The following is a 16,851-nucleotide window of genomic DNA, read 5'->3' as shown; positions in this document are numbered from 1 at the left end:
ACACCCAACGCGCATATCGGGACGATCCGGGCGCAGAATCGTGCCATGGACCTGCCGGTGATGCCGCCCGTGAAGCCGATGCTCGCCAAGAGCGTGAAGAAGATCCCGCCGGGGATGCACTACGAGGCGAAGTGGGACGGCTTCCGCGCGATCGTCCACCGCGACGGGGACGAGGTGGTGATCGGCAGCCGGACGGGCAAGCCGCTCACCCGGTACTTCCCCGAGCTGGTGGACGCGGCCCGGGAGCGGCTGCCGCGGCGGTGCGTGGTGGACGGCGAGATCGTCGTCGCGCACGGCGGGCGGCTGGACTTCGACCGGCTGACCGAGCGCATCCACCCGGCCGAGTCGCGGGTGCGGATGCTGGCCGAGCGGACCCCGGCGCGGTTCGTCGCCTTCGACCTGCTGGCCCTGGACGACGCGTCCCTGATGGACGAGCCGCTGACGGAGCGGCGGGCGGCGCTGGAGCGGGTGCTCGGCGGGGTGCGGCCGCCCGTGCACGTGGCGCCCGCGACGACCGACGCCGCGGTGGCGCAGCGGTGGTTCGAGCAGTACGAGGGCGCCGGGCTCGACGGGGTGATCGCCAAACCGCTGGACCTGCGCTACCGGCCGGACGCGCGGCTCATGTACAAGATCAAGCACGAGCGGACGGCGGACGTGGTGGTCGCCGGGTACCGGCTCCACAAGACCGGCCCCGTCGTCGGCTCCCTGCTGCTCGGCCTGTACGACTCCGGGGGCGCCCTCCAGCACGTCGGGGTGTGCGCCGCCTTCACGGCCGCGCGGCGGCGGGAACTGGTCGAGGAGCTGGCCCCGCTCGTCATGGACCCGCCCGACGGCCACCCCTGGGCGTCCTGGGCGGACGCGGCCGCCCACGAGACCGCCCGGCTGCCGGGGGCGCCGAGCCGCTGGTCGGGCAAGAAGGACCTGTCGTGGGTGCCGCTGCGCCCGCAACGGGTTTGCGAGGTGGGGTACGACCACATGGAGGGCGACCGGTTCCGGCACACGGCGCAGTTCCGGCGGTGGCGCCCGGACCGCACCCCGGAGAGCTGCGGCTACGCCCAGCTGGAGGAGCCCGTCTCGTACGACCTGGACGAGGTGCTGTCGGGACCCTGAGGGCGCGGGGGCGGGCGCGGGGCTCGGGACCCTGGGGGACGGGGCGCGGGGTGCGGGCGCCGGGCGCGGGTCCGCGATGGGCCCGCGCCCCGCGGTGTCGTCCCCGCCGGGGGTCACTCCCCCTGGCGTTCGCCCTTCGGGCCGCGGCCGCGTTCGGTGCGCGGGCCGCGGGAGCGCCATCCGGGTGACCTCTGCAGGGTCGCGTTGGCCTCCTCGTTGGCCTCCTGGTCGGAGACGCCGCGGTCCTCGGCCTCCTTGCGGAGCCGGGCGCGGTGGATGTCGTACTTCTTGCTGCCTGGCTCGGGCATGCGATCACCTCCGGCCCGGTCGGGTACCCCCCGGTCGGCCGGGAAACGCCGGAACGGTTGCAGGACGGATACAGACCCGGCGACGAACCGGTGCCCGCCAACCGTCACCATGGAGGGGTACACCCCGCACCCGGCGCCTGCCAGAAGCAGGACAGCAGTAAAGGACCTCACGTGACCGTGTCGCGTCTCATCCCCGTCCCGATCCCCGACCACGTCGCCGCCCTGATCGGTTCCTGCATGCCGACGGGCGTCCTGCAGGCGGAGATCGACGCCGAGTGCGCGGCCCGCGAGGTGCGCCGCTTCCGGGGTCCGATGTGCCAGGAGGACCAGGCCGACCGCGAGCACGCCCTGGCGGCGCTGGCCCGCGCGAACAAGATCCTCGCCGCGTACAACCCCGGTCTGGTGCTGCGTCCCGGCGGCGGGATCGTCTGACGGTCCGGCAGGGTCGTCCGCCGGTCACTCCCCGTCGAAGGTTCCGTCCACGTACAGCCACTGCCCGTCGGCCTTCTCGAAGCGGCTGCGCTCCCGCAGGGCGCCCGGCTCGCCCCGGTGGGTGTAGCGGGCCGTGAAGGTCACCGTGCCGGTGGTGTGGAAGAGGGTGCCGTCCTCGGCCGCGTGGACCTCCAGCCCCGTCCAGCGCATGTCCGGGTCGAAGTCGACCGAGCGCGGGCGGGTGGCCGGCGCCCAGGTGCGCAGCAGGTACGGCTCGTCGCGCACCACGAAGGCGCTGTAGCGGGACCGCATCAGCCGTTCGGCGGTCGGGGCGGTCGCGGCGCCCGTGTGGAAGCGCCCGCAGCACTCCCCGTAGGGGGCGGGCAGCCCGCAGGGGCACGGGCCCTCCGGCCGGACGGCCGGGGCCGGGGCGGGCGCGGCGGGGGACTTCGGGCGGGGCTTGCGTCGCGACATGGGGCCATTGTGCCCGGGGCGGCTTCCGGCCATTGTGCGCGGCCCGCTCCGCACGACGCTTCCGGGTCCCGGCACCCGCCCCTATCCTCCTGCGCCTGGTTACCGGCAGGTAGAGGGGGCGGCATGGACCGTACGGGTACGACACGACGCACGTTCGTCGCGGGCGCGGCCGCCGTCACCGGCGCGGGGCTGGCCGGCACGGGAACCGCCCGCGCGGCCGCGCCCCGCCCCGCGGGCGCCGGATCACCGGGGACGGTCGCCGTGCTCGGCGGCGGCGTCGCCGGGCTGACGGCCGCGCACGAACTGGCCGAACGGAACTTCCACGTCACCGTGTACGAGCGCCGCGCCCTCGGCGGCAAGGCGCGCAGCATGGACGTGCCCGGCAGCGCCAGGGGCGGCCGCCGCCCGCTTCCCGCCGAGCACGGCTTCCGTTTCATCCCCGGCATCTACCACAACCTGCCGGACACGATGCGGCGCATCCCCTTCCCCGGCAACCCGAACGGCGTCCACGACAACCTGGTGGCGCCCCGCGAGATGATGATGGCCCGCACGGGCCGCGAGGACCTGCGCTTCCCCATTCCGTGGCCGGGCCACCGCCCGGAGGCGCTCACCCTGGACGAGCTGCGCCGCGCCCTGACCGCCCTGCTCGACACGGCCGTCCGTCTGCCGGCGCACGAGGTGGCGTACTTCGTCAACCGGGCGCTGGTCTTCCTGACGAGCTGCCGGGAGCGGCGCGACGGGCAGTGGGAGCGCGTGCCCTGGTGGGAGTTCACCCGCGCGGAGCGCATGTCCGCCGACTACCAGCGCATCCTCGCCGTCGGCGTCACCCGCAACATCGTCGCCACCAAGGCGGAGGAGGCCAGCACCCGCACGGTCGGCACCCTCGGGGAGGCGTTCGTCCTCAACGCCCTCGGCCGGGGCGCGGACGGCCCGCCGGACCGCATCCTCAACGCGCCGACGAACGAGGCGTGGATCGACCCGTGGGTGGCGCATCTGCGCTCCCTGGGAGTCGAGTTCAAGGTCGGCTGGACGCTCCGGGAGATGCGGTACGGGGACGGCCGGATCACGGGCGCGCTGGTCGAGGGCCCGGACGGCGCCGGCCGCACGGTCACCGCCGACCACTACGTCAGCGCCCTGCCGGTGGAGCACGCCCGCCGGACCTGGGGCGCCGCGCTGCGGGCGGCCGACCCCCGGCTCGCCCGGTGCGACCGGCTGCGCACCGACTGGATGACGGGCATCCAGTTCTATCTGACCGAGCGCCCGCCGCTGGTCCGGGGCCATGTGAACTGCGTCGACTCGCCCTGGTCGCTGACGGCCATCGCCCAGGCCCACCACTGGACGGGCGGGGACTTCGCCGGCACGTACGGCGACGGCACGGTGGTGGACTGCCTGTCGGTCGACATCTCCGAGTGGGACCGGCCGGGGATCCTGTACGGGAAGACGGCCAAGCAGTGCACCCGCGACCAGGTCGCGCGGGAGGTGTGGGCGCAGCTGAAGGCCGCGCTCAACGACACGGGCGCTCCGGCGCTCAAGGACGGGGCGCTGCACTCGTGGTTCCTGGACCCGGGCGTGGACGGCCTCGGCACGCCGCACCCGACCAACGAGGACGAGCTGCTGATCCATCCGGTGGGGACGTTGCACAACCGGCCGGACGCGGCGACGCGGGTGCCGAACTTCTTCCTCGCCGGGGACTACGTGGCCGTCGACATCGACCTGGCGACGATGGAGGGCGCCAACGCCTCGGCGCGGCAGGCGGTCAACGCCCTGCTGGACCGGGCCGGTTCGGCGGCGCCGCGCTGCACGGTCCACGGCCTGTTCCGCCCGCCGGAGCTGGAGGCGCTGAAGCGGCACGACCTGCTGCGGTACCGGATGGGCCTGCCGAACGCGCTCGACCTGGGCTGACCGGCAAGGCAGTAGCGTACGGGGGCATGAGGCTGACGATTCTGGGCGGTGGCGGGTTCCGGGTGCCGCTGGTGTACCGGGCGCTGCTGGCCGACCGGGGCGAGGGCCGGGTCACCCGGGTCGTCCTGCACGACGTGGACGGCACGCGGCTGTCGGCGATCCGCCGCGTCCTGGCCGACCAGGCGGACGGGGTCGCGGACGCGCCCGCCGTGACGGCGACGACCGACCTGGACGAGGCGCTGGGCGGCGCGGACTTCGTCTTCTCGGCGATCCGCGTCGGCGGGCTCGCGGGCCGGGCCGCCGACGAGCGGGTGGCGCTCGCCGAGGGCGTGCTCGGGCAGGAGACGGTGGGCGCCGGCGGCATCGCTTACGGGCTGCGGACCGTGCCGGTGGCGGTGGACGTCGCGCGGCGCGTGGCGCGGGTGGCCCCGGACGCCTGGGTCATCAACTTCACCAACCCGGCGGGCCTGGTGACGGAGGCGATGGCGGGGGTGCTGGGCGACCGGGTGATCGGCATCTGCGACTCGCCGGTGGGGCTGGGCCGGCGGGTCGCGCGGGTGCTGGGCGCCGACCCGGACCGGGTGTGGATGGACTACGCGGGCCTCAACCACCTGGGCTGGCTGCGCGGGCTGCGGGTGGACGGCCGGGACCTGCTGCCCGGGCTGCTGGCGGACGAGGCGGCGCTCGGCTCGTTCGAGGAGGGCCGGCTGTTCGGCGCGGACTGGCTGCGGTCGCTGGGCGCGATCCCCAACGAGTACCTCCACTACTACTACGCCAACCGCGAGACCGTGGCGGCCTACCGGGACGGCGGGCGGACGCGCGGGGCGTATCTGCGCGACCAGCAGGCCGTCTTCTACGCGGAGGCGGCCCGGCCGGAGGTGCGGGCGCTCGACGCGTGGCGGCGCACCCTCGCGGAGCGGGAGGCCACGTACATGGCGGCGAACCGGGAGGCGGCCGGGGACACGGGGGGCCGCGCGGCGGAGGACCTGGAGCCGGGCGGGTACGAGCGGGTGGCGCTCGCGCTGATGCGGGCCGTCGCCCGTGACGAGCGGGCCACGCTGATCCTGAACGTCCGCAACCGCTCGGCGCTGCCGGGCCTCGACGCGGACGCGGTGGTCGAGGTGCCGTGCCTGGTCGACGCGAACGGCGCCCACCCGGTGTCGGTGGCGCCGCTGCCGTACCACGCGCTGGGTTTGGTGGCGGCGGTCAAGGCGGTGGAGCGTGAGGTGCTGGCGGCGGCGGAGAGCGGGTCGCGGGAGGCGGCGGTGAGGGCGTTCGCCCTGCACCCGCTGGTCGACTCGGTGGCCGTGGCGCGGCGCCTGCTGGACGCGTACCGGGCGCAGCACCCGGGGCTGGCGTACCTCGGCTAGGGCGTTTCCTGCGGCTGCTGCCCGACGGCCGGGAGGGCGGCGTTCGCTGCGGCCCTGCGCCGGCCGGAGGCCTGGAGGGCGGCGCTTGCTGCGGCTTTGCGCGCCGACCCGACGGCCGGACGGCCGCACGGCCGGGCTCCGGTGCGGGAGCACGGCCGTGGCGACGGGGTCGCGGCGGTGGTGGCCGCGGGGTCGCGGCCGGTGCGGCGGGGTCAGGGCTTGCGGGCCACTCCCGCGTATCCCGGGATCGGCTCGTCGCCCGCGACCGGGACGGGCTCGCCCAGCTCCGGGTGCCAATCGGCGGTCAGGGTGACGCCCGGCTCGACCAGCTCCAGGCCGTCGAAGAAGCGGGTGAGCTCCTCGCGGGTGCGGGGCCGCAGGGTGAGGCCGCGCTTCTGGTAGAGGGCGCGGGCCTTCTCGGCGCCCTCCGGGTCGAACTCGCTGGTCACATGGGACAGCACCACATAGCTGCCCGGCGCGAGCCGCTCGACGAGCCGGGCCACCAGTTCGTACGCGCCGTCCTCGTCGTCCACGAAGTGCAGCAGCGCCAGCATGGACAGCGCGATCGGCTGGGTGAAGTCGAGGACCTCCCCCGCGCGTTCGAGGATGGTCTGCGGGTCGCGGGCGTCGGCCTGGATGTACGCGGTGGCGCCCTCCGGGGTGGAGCGCAGCAGCGCCTCGGCGTGGGCGAGGACGATCGGGTCGTTGTCGCAGTAGACGATCCGCGACTCGGGCGCGACCTGCTGGGCGATCTGGTGCAGGTTGGGCTCGGTGGGGATGCCGGTGCCGATGTCCAGGTACTGGCGGACGCCCGCCTTGCCGAGCCAGCGGGTCGCGCGGTGCATGAACGCCCGGTTCACCCGCGCCATGTCCCGGCCCCTGGCGTCGATGGTGAGGAGCTGGCGGGCCATCTCCTCGTCGACCGGGTAGTTGTCCTTGCCGCCGAGGAACCAGTCGTACATCCGGGCGGGATGCGGCTTGCTCGTGTCGATCCGTACGCCACCTGCGGTGGGTACGCCGTCGGTGGCGGTGTCGTTCCCGGTCATCGGCTGCTCCAGGGGTCGGGGTCGGTGCGTGTGCGTTTCGGGTGCCGCGGTGCGCGGGGGTCGGCCGCGTGGTCATCACCGTGACGGACGCCACTGTATGACTGCGGGTCAGGTGAGCAGGAAGTCGGCCTTCCCGGACTTGGCGCCCTGGATGAAGGCGGCGATCTCCGCGGGGGTGTAGATGAGGGCGGGGCCGTCTGGGTCGGCGGACTGGCGCACCGCGACCCTGCCGTCGGCCAGCTTCATGGCCTCGATGCAGTTGCCGCCGTTGCCGCCGCTCCACGGCTTGTGCCACCCCTCGGCGCCGAGGTCGGCGGCGGGCATGCCGTTGTATATGCGAACCATTCACAGCTCCTTGCGGAAAGCCTGGAGGATTTCCTTCGTGCGTTGTGCGGAGGCGGCCTGCGCCGCCATGCGGTCCATGACCTCGAGGTGGGAGGCCACCTCGGGGCGCGCGTCGAGGTAGACGGCGCCGGTCAGGTACTCGCTGTAGACCATGTCCGGGAGTTCGGGCACGGCGAACCGGAAGAGGACGAAGGGGCCGTACGCGCCGGGGTGGTGGCCCGACGCGAACTCGGCCACCTGGAGGGTGACGTGCGGCAGTTCGGCCGCCTCGATCAGCCGGTCGAGCTGGGCCCGCATCACCGCCGGGGCGGTGCCGGGCGGGCGGCGGCGCAGCACCGTCTCGTCCATGACGACCCAGAACTTCGGGGCGTCCTCGCGCGTGAGCAGGCCCTGCCGCTCCATCCGCAGCGCGACATGGCGCTCGATGTCCTCGGGGCCGACCTGTCCGAGGGCGCCGGCGCGCAGGACGGCACGCGCGTAGTCCTCGGTCTGGAGCAGTCCGGGAACGAAGTGGGGCTCGTATGCCCGGATGAGGCTCGCCGCGCCCTCCAGGCTGACGTACATGCTGAACCAGCCGGGCAGGACGTCGTGGAACCGCTGCCACCAACCGGGCTTGTTGGCCTCCTCGGCGAGCCGCACGAAGCCGTCCGCCTCGGCGGGGTCGACGCCGTACGCCTGGAGGAGCAGCTGCACGTAAGGGATCTTGAGGGCCACCTCGGCCGTCTCCATGCGGCGGACGGTGGCCGGGGCCACGTGCAGGACCTTGGCGGCCTCCTCGCGCTTCAGGCCCGCGCGCTCCCGCAGATCCTGGAGTCGTCTGCCCAGTACGACCTGTCCCACCGTGGGGGCGGACCGCGGCTCGCTCACTTCTGACCTCCCACGCGCTTTTTCGTTGAGTGTGCCATGTGATGGCCAGAGAGAACACAGCACTCTGCAATTTTCAGAGTGCCTCTTGCCAAGTGTCGCCGACGGGAGGAAAGTATTCCGATGAACCAGTCGGTGAACCAGTTCACGCGGCTGCCGCGCGCTCTGCCCCGGGGAGATGCGGCGTACGGCGCCGCTCCCATGTGAGGAATCGGTCGTGGCACCTGGTAATGCGCTCACCCCCCAGCTCATAGCCGCTCGACCGGTGACCACGACACCGCTCCCCCACGGCCTGCCCCAGATCCCGCGGCCCCGCGCGCACACCGCCACGACCCACACCCCGGACGTCCGCCGCTTCGCGTTCGAGCTGCCCGCCCGCGCCGAGTCCGTCGCCAGGGCCCGCCACCTCGTCGTGGACCGCCTCGCCCTGTGGGGCCTGGCCGGGGACGTGCGCGACACGGCCGAACTCGTCGTCTCCGAGCTGTTCACCAACGCCGTCGTCCACACCGCCAGCGGCCGGGTCGTCTGCGAGCTGCGCGACCGCGGCGCGCATGTGCGGATCGCCGTCCACGACGAGGGCTGCCGCGTGACCGGACCGCGGCTGCGCACCGCCGAGCGCGAGGAGTGCGGCCGGGGACTGCTGCTCGTCGACGCCATGTCCAGCGCCTGGGGCAGCCATGACAGCCGGCACGGGGCGGGCCGCGTCGTCTGGGCGGAACTGGTCCACGACACGGCGGAACCATGCTGAGGTCCATGGTGTCCCTGCTGTCCGCGCACGGCCCGCACGCGGGGGCGGGAACGCGCGGCGCGCGCGACGGGGCGGGGCCGCACGGCCGCCCCGGGGAGGGCGGCCTGCGGGGGGAGGCGCTCGGCGAGGTCCAGCTGACCCCGCCGCCCCATCTGCCCGCCGTGCTCGGCTGCGACGCGGTCGGTGTGCCCGCGCGGCACGGGATGCGGCTGCTGAGCCGACTGCCCGGAAACGGCTGCGTGTTCGCCGACTCCGACTGGTGGTGGTGGCTCGTACCGGCCGGCTCGGACGCCGATCTGCGCTGGCCGCTGCCCGCCTGCTACGCGCCCGGCGGGTACGTCCCCGACCGGCGCCCGCGCCTGATGCGGCGCCCGGGAGCCACGTCCCCGTACACCCCGCCGATCCCGCTGTACCTGATGGTCTGCCAGCTCACCGGAACGGCCCCGGCGTGGACGGTCCCGACGGTGAGGTCGCCCATCTAGGGCGGGGGCCGGCTTCCGTGCGGGCCGGGGCGGGGGCAGGGCGGGCTCCCGTGCGGGCCGGGGGCGGTTGCTGACGGTCGCTGAGCTGATGGGGCGTCGGTTGGCCGCGAGGTCGGGGGCGTTGATTCGGAGCGCGTCAGGGGACGGGCTTTCGCGGCCGGGCCGGGCCGCAGCCGGGCTGGTCCGGGCCGGTACGGGCCGCAGCCGGGCGGAGGAAGCTCGCGGCTGCTTGGGGCGCTGGTGGACCTCGACTGGTGAATCCGGGGCCGGCGCGCATCCGCGTCGGCGGCGGCCGGCCGGTGCTCGGGGCGGGCCACCGGGCGCGGCCTTCCCACCCCGGCTCCAGGCTTGCGGCCCGGCGACGGGGTCGGCCCGGCTACGGGGGTCGGGGCCTGCGGTCGGGTGGCGGCACCCCGGCTGAGGCGAGCGGGCGGGAGTCCGGTTCGTTACGGTCGGCGGCATGACGACCGCCGCTCCCCCGCTCGCCGACGTCCTCGCCTCCTCCTCCGCCGTGGTCGTGCTCGACGGCGGGCTCTCCAACCAGCTGGAGGCCGCGGGCCACGACCTCCGTGACGACCTGTGGTCGGCGCGGCTGCTCGCCGAGGACCCCGGCGCGCTCGTCGCCGCCCACCGCGCCTACTACGAGGCGGGCGCCGACGTGGTGACGACCGCCGGCTACCAGGCCACCTTCGAGGGGTTCGCCCGCCGGGGCATCGGCCGCGACCGCGCCGCCGGGCTGCTGGCGCTCAGCGTGGACCTGGCCCGCGAGGCCGCCCGGCAGGTCCGCGACGCCGGGGCGGCACGCCCCCTGTGGGTGGCCGCGTCCGCCGGGCCGTACGGGGCGATGCTCGCCGACGGGTCCGAGTACCGCGGCCGGTACGGGCTCGGCACCGCCGCCCTGGAGGCGTTCCACCGCCCGCGTCTGGAGGTCATGGCGGCGTCGGGGCCCGACATCCTGGCGCTGGAGACCGTGCCGGACGCCGACGAGGCGCGCGCCCTGCTCCGGGCGGTGCGCGGCCTGGGCGTTCCTGCCTGGCTGTCGTACACCGTCAGCGGGGAGCGGACGCGGGCGGGCCAGCCGCTGGAGGAGGCGTTCGGGCTGCTGGCCGACGCGGAGGAGATCGTCGCGGTGGGCGTCAACTGCTGCGCGCCCGAGGACGCGGGGCGGGCGGTGGAGGTGGCGGCGCGGGTGACGGGCAAGCCGGTGGTCGCGTACCCGAACAGCGGCGAGGCGTGGGACGCGGCGGCGCACCGCTGGCGCGGCCCGGCGACCTACTCGGCGGACCGGGCGGAGGAGTGGCGGCGGTCTGGTGCGCGGCTGATCGGCGGCTGCTGCCGGGTGGGCCCGGACGCGATCGCCGCCGTGGCCGAGCGGCTTCGCGGGGAGCGGCGTCAGGGATAGCCGCAGGGCCGTCCGCGCCCGGCGATCACGGGGAACGCACGGGTCTTCCCGGCGAGTTGGGCCGCCGCCTAGGGTGGGGGGCCGATAGGAAGCGCTTACTACGACCGTTCGGAGGATCGCCATGAGGCGTACGGCGAGCGCCGCCGGGCCCACGTTGGCGGTGGTCGCCCGGGAGGCGGGCGTTTCGGTGCCGACCGCCTCGAAGGTCGTCAACGGCCGGGACGACGTGGCGCCCGAGACGCGGCGCCGGGTCACGGAGGTGCTGGACCGGCTGGGTTACGTACGCCGCCGCAGGTCCGGGCCGACCGGGCCGCACGGCATGGTGGACCTGGTGGTGTCCGCGCTGGACGGAGCGGGCGCGGCGGTGGTGCGCGGGGTGGAGCGGGCCGCGCACGCGGAGGGCCTGGAGGTCGTCGTGTCGGCGGGTCGGCACGTGGGGCGCGACCGGCTGGACCGGCTGGCCGCCCGTGGCACGGCCGGGGTGCTGTTCCACGGGGACGTCCCGAGCGGGGCCCAGGCCGCCTGGCTGGCACGGCACCGGGTCCCGTACGTACTGGTGGACCCGGTCCGGGAGCCGCCGCCGGGCACCCCCTGGGTGGGCGCGGCGGACCGGATGGGCGGGCACGCGGCGGCGGCACACCTCCTGGGGCTGGGGCACGAGCGGATCGCGGTGGTGGCGGGGCCCGCGCCGGGCCGGGCGGAGTCCGCGTGGCTGGCCGGCTGGCGGGAGGCGATCGCCGCGGCGGGACTGCGGGTCAGGCCCGACTACGTGTGGGGTCCGGGGCCCGACGGGGGCGATGCGGACATGGGCGGGGCGCGGGATATGGGCGGCGCGGACATGGGCGGGGCCCATATGGGGTCGGCGGACATGGGCGGGAGCCACACGGGCGAGGCCCACATGGGGACGCCCGATACCGGCGGGAGCCACACGGACGGGAACCATATGGCGTCGGCGGACATGGGCGGGAGCCACACGGGCGGGGCCCACGCGGGGACGGCGCCCGGCATGGAGGCTGCGGACCGGGGCGGGGCGCCCGGCGCGGGTGGCGCGTCCATGAAGGCGGCTTCGCGCATGGGCGGTGCGGACACGGGCCGGGCTGCGGAACCGCCCGGGTATGGAGTGCGGGCGGCGGACCCGGGCTCGGCGGGGGCGGAGGCCGACGGGGCCCGGCGGCGGATGCGGGAGTTGCTGGACCTGCCCGAGCCCCCCACCGCCGTGTGTGTCGGCTCCGACGCCTGGGCGGCGGCCGTGTACGGGGTGCTCGCCGAGCGGGGCCTGCGCGTACCGGACGACGTGTCCGTAGTGGGGTACGGCGACCTGCCGGAAGCGCGGTGGGCGGTGCCGGGGCTGACGACCGTGCGGCGACCGCTGGCCGGGGTGGCCGGGGCGGCGGTGTCCCTGCTGGCGCGGTTGGCGAGGGGCGAGCCGATGGACGGGTTACCGGTGGAACTGGCGACGGAACTGGTCGTCCGGTCCAGCACGGCCCCGCCACCCGCCGCCGGGCCCGCGCGTACCGGGATCCGGCGCCGCCCGGCCGGGGAGCCGCCCAAGGGCCGGCCTCAGCCCTCGGTCCCGCACCCGGCGGGACAGCCGCGCCCGGCGCGCCGACGGTAGACGGCGGCCCCACGGTAGACAGCGGGCCCACGGTAGACGGCGGCCCGAGAGCAGACGACGGACCGCGGTCAGCGGTACGCGCCGGAGACGCTGTAGGCGTAGACGCCGACGAGGGCCATGACGCCGAGGAGGATCGCCCACGACTTCAGGCTCGTGTGGCGCGAACGCCCCTTCTTCGCGGCGGACTTGGTCGTACGCTCCCGGGGCGCGCCGTCCCCGCCGCGCCGCCCGGCCCGGCCACCGGAGCGCGCGGGCTTCGTCCGTACCGCCCGGGACGGCTCCGCGTCGGCGGCCGCCTCGGCCAGGAGGCGGCGGCAGACGGCGGCGAGCTCGTCGCGACCGGCGGAGAGGCTCACGACCACCTCGGAGCGGGCGGGCGCGGTGGTGCCGCCGTCGATGATGCGGCCCGCGCGGATGAGCACGTCGTCGCGGGTGCCGCGCGGCGACAGACTGATCCACCGCCGTACGTGCTCGCCCCGGATGACGACGCCGCCCGACCGTTCGCGGTACAGCGTGTGCTCCCGCCACAGGAGTACCGCCAACTCCTCGGCCAGATCCCTGAGTCGCGTGTGCATGGCCTTCCCCTCCGCTCCGCAAACACGCGCTCGAACACGCATGCGCACCGCGCACTGTAGCGGGCGCGTCCGACAACCCGTCAGCGGGCGGCACCACCTCCGCCCCCGCGGCCCGGACACCACGCGACAAACCCCTCGGGCCACCCAGCGGGTAAGAGGCACAACACCACTTCACCCCTATACTCCCGCCATGCAACCGACGACGATCAGACGGGCCGCCGCACGGGACGCGGCGCGCCTCACCGCGATGGTCCAGGGGTCCGGCGCGTACCGGGGCAGGTACGCCCCGATGGTGGCCGGATACCAGGTGACCCCCGAATACATCCGCCGACACGAGGTCTACGCGGCCGTGGACGCCGCCGACCGCCCGCTGGGCTTCTACGCCCTGATCCTGCGGCCCGCGGAGCTCGACCTGGCGTTCGTGGCGGACGAGGCGCAGGGCACGGGCATCGGGCGACTGCTGCTTGAGCACATGTTCGACCGGGCGCGGGCGGCCGGACTGACGGAGGTCCGGGTCGTGTCGCACCCTCCCGCCGAACGGTTCTACCGGCGGATGGGCGCCGAGCGGGTGGGGACGGCTCCCCCGATGCCGCCGAAGGTCACCTGGGAGCGGCCGGAACTCCGGTTCACCCTCACCTGACGCCCACCGGGAGGGCGGCCCGGCCGGCCATCCGACGCGACGCCGACCCCGGCGGCCGCACGTCAACCGGCGGTTGACACCCTCAGAGTGTCAACTTAAGGTTGACGCATGACGAAACCCGGGAACGCCACCGCCTCCGTGCGCCTCGACGACCTCATCCAGGCCATCAAGAAGACCCACGACGACACGCTCGACCAGCTCTCCAGCGCCGTCATCGCCGCCGACCACCTGGGCGAGGTGGCGGACCACCTGATCGGGCACTTCGTGGACCAGGCGCGCCGGTCCGGCGCGTCGTGGACGGACATCGGCCGCAGCATGGGCGTGACCCGGCAAGCGGCGCAGAAGCGGTTCGTGCCGAAGGACCCGGGCGAGCCGACGGAGATCGACCCGAGCCAGGGGTTCAGCCGGTTCGACGAGACGGCCCGGAACATCATCGTCGCCGGGCACACCGCCGCGCAGCAGGCCGGCAGCGCCGAAATGGGCCTCCCCCACCTCGTGCTCGGCCTCCTGAGCGAGCCGGAGACGGCCGCCGTGCGGGCGATCACCGCGCAGGGCGTGGCACTGGACGCCGTACGGAGCGCCGCGACCGGCGCACTGCCCCCGGCCGCCGACGAGCCGCCGTCCCTGGTGCCGTACGACCACGCGGCCAAGAAGGTCCTGGAGCTGACGTTCCGCGAGGCCCTGCGCCTCGGGCACCAGTACGTCGGCCCCGAGCACCTGCTGCTCGCCCAGCTGGAGTACGAGAACGGCGACGGCCTGCTCAGCGGTCTCGGCATCGACAAGGCCGCCACGGAGGCGCACCTCACGGCGGCGCCCTGACCCCCGTCTCCCGGGGGCGCCTTGACCCCCCGTCCGCCGGTGGCGGCTCAGCCGAGCCGCCACCGGCGGACGCGGCCCGCGTGCGGGGTGAGCCAGGTGCCGTCGCCGAGCGGGACCACCCTGTCCCCCGCCCCGCACGGGTAGCGCAGCCGCCCCAGGCGGCGCAGCGTGTCGGCGGCGAGCAGCCAGTGCGTCCGCTCCGGCCGGCCGCCCCGAGGCGTCCAGTCGGCGGTGAGGAGGAGGTGCCGGCCGTCGAGCGCGTACACATGGGAGAACTCGTCGTTCTCGGTGTCCCACGACAGGTCGTCCAGGTCGAGTCCGGCCCGTGGCGACGGGTCACCGGCGTCGTACAGGGCCAGTTCGTACCGTTCGTCGTCGAGGCTCATGAACTCGGCGCGGCGCATGGTCACCACGCGGGACGAGCCGGGCACGAACGCGACGACCTGGTGGCGGTCCCCGCCGGCCCCCAGGACGCGCAGGGCGTCGGGCGCGGGCTCCATCCAGTACCCGGCCCAGCTGTACCAGGCCGTCCAGAACGACGCCGCCAGCAGCTCCCCGTCGGCCCGCCATTCCAGGTCCACCGCCCCGGAGACGGCCGCGACCGGCCGCTCGGCCAGGACGGCCCCGGTCCGCGCGTCCAGCAGGAGCAGGCGGTCCTGGCCGTAGCCGTACCGGGGCGGGTCGTCGTACACCAGGATCGCCCGCGCCCGGTCCTCGTCGGGCAGCAGCGTGGGCACCGCGGCGGCGACGAACCGGCCGCACGGGCTGGGCGCCGGGGCGCCCGGCGCGCGGGGCGGGCGGTGGCCGCCGTGCCACGGGTCGTGCGGCAGCTCCCAGCGGGTCGCGCCGTCGGCGGTGACGGCCCGCACGCGGGACGGCTCCGCGACGACGAAGCCGCCATCGGCGGCCGGCTCCACCCGCGCACCGGTCGGCGGCGCCCAGCTCGCGACCGGCTCGCAGGGACCGGCGAGGAACGCCTCGCGCTCGTACACGTCGACCCGCTCGTCCGTCCACACGCCGATCCGTCCGCCGGCCGTGGCCCGGACGTCGCCGTCCACGTCGACCGCGCCCATCGGGACGGCGTCGATCCGTATGTCCCCCGTCTCTCGCATACGGCGATCCTCACACGCCCCGCCACCGGCCCGCCCCCGATTTCGCGCGGCGGACGGGTCAGGTGCGCGGCGTCCAGCGGTACTTGCCGCCGCCGACCCACCGGACGGCGGCCGGATCGTCCAGGTCGACATGGGCCATCCCCGACTCGTGGGCGAGCCGGATCACGTCGACCATGTCGCGGGCGGTGCCGACGACCTCGCCCCTGACCTCGACCACGCGGTACGGCGGGTCGGCCGGGACGACGCCGAGGACGACGATCGGGGCGGGCGCAGGCAGGGGCGTCCCGTCGGGCCCGACCACGGGGAACGGGGCGGGGGCGGGGCCCGGGGTGCCTTCGGGGAGGTCGTCGTCGCTCATCGCTTCGGGTCTCCTTCGGTGCGGGCGGCGGCACGGGACGGGGACTGATCAGACATATACGGTTTATCACCCCGGCATGTCCCCGCGCCCCCCGTGAGCCGCCCCGCGACGCCCCCCGTGAGCCCTCCCGCGACGCCCCGCCCGCCGTTGAACCGTTCCCGCGACGCCCCGCCCGCGGCCAGGCCCCCGGGAGCCCGCGCGCCCGCCTACTCCACCCACGGAGACCTCGCCAGGCCGTCCACGGCGGACCCCGCACCGCCCACGGCGGCCGCCCGCCGTGGACGCCGCCGGGCCGCCGGTCGTCACCCGCCATGACGACACCCCGCGCCGCCGGCGCTCAGGCCGTGTGCCGCAGCACCTCCTCGGCCAACCGGCCGTCCAGGGCGGACGGGAGGGTGTGGCCCATGCCCGGCAGGGGGACCAGCCGGGCGCCGGGTATGGCGGAGGCCAGGGCCTCGGCGTGCGGGTAGGGGAACATCGGGTCGGCGGTGCCGTGGAGCACCAGCGTCGGCACGGCCACACCGGCGAGCTCGTCCGCGGCACCGCTCCCGGCGGCTCCGGCGAGCGTGTGGTTGAGGGCGGCGGACAGGTCGCGGGCCCGCTCGTACACCCGCGTCTCCATCGCCCGGTACTCGTCCTCGTCGTACGGCAGCTCCGGCCCGTGCAGGACGCGCCACAGCGGCATCCGCGCGCTGAGGTACCCCTCCAGGTCCGTCGCCGCGGCAGGCGGCGCCGACGCCAGGGCGGCCAGCAGTTCGCCCGTGGGCGGCGGGAGCTGGTCCGGGAGCGGCGGCAGCCCGGCCGCGGCGCGGCCGACGATGGCGGCCATGTCGGTGCCCAGCGGGGAAGAGGCGAGAGCGGTCAGGGTCAGCACACGGTCCGGGTGGGTGACGGCGAGCCGCTGGGCGATGACGCCCCCGAGGGACGCGCCGACGCAGTGCGCCTGCTCGACGCCGAGGCCGTCGAGGACCGCGAGGGCGTCCGCCGCCATGTCGGCGACCGTGTACGGGTGGGTGGCGAAGTCGACGGTGGAGGAGCGGCCCGCGTCCCGGTGGTCGTACCGGATGACCCGGCGGCCACCGGCGACGAGCCGCCGGACGAACCCGTCGTTCCACTGCACGCCCTGGGCGCCGGCGCCCATCAGCAGCAGTACCGCCGGGTCGTCGGGGTCGCCGAACTCCTCGGTCCACAGCTGGAGTTCCCCGGCCGGCACCATGCGCTCGGTCCCTGCGAAGCGGTCCATGTCGGT

General features: G+C 75.5%; 19 protein-coding genes. 10 read left to right on the top strand and 9 right to left on the bottom strand.

Translation table 11 applies throughout. From position 1 onward, the window contains the following. The first annotated feature begins 45 nt into the window (after window positions 1–45). Window positions 46–1,110 carry an ATP-dependent DNA ligase gene (locus tag ACSUPT_RS25830; protein ID WP_436945694.1) on the top strand — a complete coding sequence of 355 codons (1,065 nt, stop codon included), beginning with the start codon at window positions 46–48 and terminating at the stop codon, window positions 1,108–1,110. A gap of 113 nt (window positions 1,111–1,223) precedes the next feature. On the opposite strand, the gene ACSUPT_RS25825 is transcribed toward ACSUPT_RS25830, so the two are convergent. Continuing rightward, window positions 1,224–1,418 carry a hypothetical protein gene (locus tag ACSUPT_RS25825; RefSeq protein WP_351966587.1) on the bottom strand — a complete coding sequence of 65 codons (195 nt, stop codon included), beginning with the start codon at window positions 1,416–1,418 and terminating at the stop codon, window positions 1,224–1,226. Window positions 1,419–1,589: 171 nt separating this feature from the next. On the opposite strand from ACSUPT_RS25825, the gene ACSUPT_RS25820 reads away from it, so the two are divergent. Then, on the top strand, window positions 1,590–1,850 hold the full coding sequence (locus ACSUPT_RS25820; protein ID WP_351966586.1) for a hypothetical protein: 261 nt from the start codon (window positions 1,590–1,592) through the stop codon (window positions 1,848–1,850). Between the two features lie 24 nt (window positions 1,851–1,874). On the opposite strand, the gene ACSUPT_RS25815 is transcribed toward ACSUPT_RS25820, so the two are convergent. Continuing rightward, entirely contained in the window at window positions 1,875–2,324 is a 450-nt protein-coding gene (locus ACSUPT_RS25815; RefSeq protein ID WP_351966585.1) for a YchJ family protein, read from the bottom strand. 123 nt (window positions 2,325–2,447) lie between these two features. On the opposite strand from ACSUPT_RS25815, the gene ACSUPT_RS25810 reads away from it, so the two are divergent. Then, window positions 2,448–4,226: a hydroxysqualene dehydroxylase gene (locus ACSUPT_RS25810; protein WP_351966584.1), complete on the top strand. Its 1,779-nt coding sequence runs from the start codon at window positions 2,448–2,450 to the stop codon at window positions 4,224–4,226. Between the two features lie 26 nt (window positions 4,227–4,252). Continuing rightward, the gene (locus ACSUPT_RS25805; RefSeq protein ID WP_436945690.1) at window positions 4,253–5,596 is read left to right on the top strand and encodes a 6-phospho-beta-glucosidase; all 1,344 of its coding nucleotides are present in this window, start codon (window positions 4,253–4,255) and stop codon (window positions 5,594–5,596) included. Window positions 5,597–5,808: 212 nt separating this feature from the next. Here the strand turns inward: ACSUPT_RS25805 and ACSUPT_RS25800 are convergent, their stop codons facing one another. From ACSUPT_RS25800 to ACSUPT_RS25790, 3 genes are all read right to left on the bottom strand, one after another. Beyond that, a complete protein-coding gene (locus ACSUPT_RS25800) occupies window positions 5,809–6,642 on the bottom strand; it encodes an SAM-dependent methyltransferase (protein WP_351966582.1) in 834 nt (277 codons plus the stop codon). Window positions 6,643–6,750: 108 nt separating this feature from the next. Next, a complete protein-coding gene (locus ACSUPT_RS25795) occupies window positions 6,751–6,987 on the bottom strand; it encodes a DUF397 domain-containing protein (protein ID WP_351966581.1) in 237 nt (78 codons plus the stop codon). After that, the gene (locus ACSUPT_RS25790; protein ID WP_436945689.1) at window positions 6,988–7,854 is read right to left on the bottom strand and encodes a helix-turn-helix domain-containing protein; all 867 of its coding nucleotides are present in this window, start codon (window positions 7,852–7,854) and stop codon (window positions 6,988–6,990) included. It abuts the gene before it with no gap. Between the two features lie 214 nt (window positions 7,855–8,068). Here ACSUPT_RS25790 and ACSUPT_RS25785 point away from each other — a divergent pair, with 214 nt between their 5' ends. The 4 genes from ACSUPT_RS25785 (at window position 8,069) to ACSUPT_RS25770 (ending at window position 12,098) form a co-directional block, all read left to right on the top strand. Next, window positions 8,069–8,599: an ATP-binding protein gene (locus tag ACSUPT_RS25785; protein WP_399217558.1), complete on the top strand. Its 531-nt coding sequence runs from the start codon at window positions 8,069–8,071 to the stop codon at window positions 8,597–8,599. 5 nt (window positions 8,600–8,604) lie between these two features. Next, complete coding sequence (locus ACSUPT_RS25780) at window positions 8,605–9,081, top strand: hypothetical protein (RefSeq protein WP_361663493.1); 477 nt, start codon at window positions 8,605–8,607, stop codon at window positions 9,079–9,081. Between the two features lie 460 nt (window positions 9,082–9,541). Beyond that, complete coding sequence (gene mmuM, locus ACSUPT_RS25775) at window positions 9,542–10,483, top strand: homocysteine S-methyltransferase (RefSeq protein WP_436945688.1); 942 nt, start codon at window positions 9,542–9,544, stop codon at window positions 10,481–10,483. A 121-nt stretch (window positions 10,484–10,604) separates the two neighbouring features. Then, entirely contained in the window at window positions 10,605–12,098 is a 1,494-nt protein-coding gene (locus ACSUPT_RS25770) for a LacI family DNA-binding transcriptional regulator (RefSeq protein WP_436945687.1), read from the top strand. Window positions 12,099–12,166: 68 nt separating this feature from the next. Here ACSUPT_RS25770 and ACSUPT_RS25765 read toward each other — a convergent pair whose 3' ends face one another. After that, window positions 12,167–12,673, bottom strand: coding sequence for a hypothetical protein (locus ACSUPT_RS25765; RefSeq protein ID WP_436945685.1), 507 nt, complete (start codon window positions 12,671–12,673; stop codon window positions 12,167–12,169). A gap of 190 nt (window positions 12,674–12,863) precedes the next feature. On the opposite strand from ACSUPT_RS25765, the gene ACSUPT_RS25760 reads away from it, so the two are divergent. Both ACSUPT_RS25760 and ACSUPT_RS25755 read left to right on the top strand, forming a co-directional pair. Then, the gene (locus ACSUPT_RS25760) at window positions 12,864–13,313 is read left to right on the top strand and encodes a GNAT family N-acetyltransferase (RefSeq protein WP_436945683.1); all 450 of its coding nucleotides are present in this window, start codon (window positions 12,864–12,866) and stop codon (window positions 13,311–13,313) included. A 108-nt stretch (window positions 13,314–13,421) separates the two neighbouring features. Further along, window positions 13,422–14,132 carry a Clp protease N-terminal domain-containing protein gene (locus ACSUPT_RS25755; protein WP_436945682.1) on the top strand — a complete coding sequence of 237 codons (711 nt, stop codon included), beginning with the start codon at window positions 13,422–13,424 and terminating at the stop codon, window positions 14,130–14,132. A 47-nt stretch (window positions 14,133–14,179) separates the two neighbouring features. Here the strand turns inward: ACSUPT_RS25755 and ACSUPT_RS25750 are convergent, their stop codons facing one another. The 3 genes from ACSUPT_RS25750 to ACSUPT_RS25740 all read right to left on the bottom strand — a co-directional run bounded on the left by ACSUPT_RS25750 (window position 14,180) and on the right by ACSUPT_RS25740 (window position 16,845). After that, window positions 14,180–15,244 carry a hypothetical protein gene (locus ACSUPT_RS25750; protein WP_436945681.1) on the bottom strand — a complete coding sequence of 355 codons (1,065 nt, stop codon included), beginning with the start codon at window positions 15,242–15,244 and terminating at the stop codon, window positions 14,180–14,182. A gap of 58 nt (window positions 15,245–15,302) precedes the next feature. Next, window positions 15,303–15,602: a hypothetical protein gene (locus ACSUPT_RS25745; RefSeq protein WP_399217563.1), complete on the bottom strand. Its 300-nt coding sequence runs from the start codon at window positions 15,600–15,602 to the stop codon at window positions 15,303–15,305. 337 nt (window positions 15,603–15,939) lie between these two features. Next, window positions 15,940–16,845 carry an alpha/beta fold hydrolase gene (locus tag ACSUPT_RS25740; protein ID WP_436945680.1) on the bottom strand — a complete coding sequence of 302 codons (906 nt, stop codon included), beginning with the start codon at window positions 16,843–16,845 and terminating at the stop codon, window positions 15,940–15,942. Window positions 16,846–16,851: the final 6 nt, after the last annotated feature.

The organism is Streptomyces sp. SudanB25_2051 (assembly GCF_964272635.1).
In the GTDB taxonomy this organism is placed as follows: Bacteria; Actinomycetota; Actinomycetes; order Streptomycetales; family Streptomycetaceae; genus Streptomyces.
Note: the sequence above shows the minus strand (reverse complement) of the source record. Positions and strands in the feature narration are given on the sequence as shown.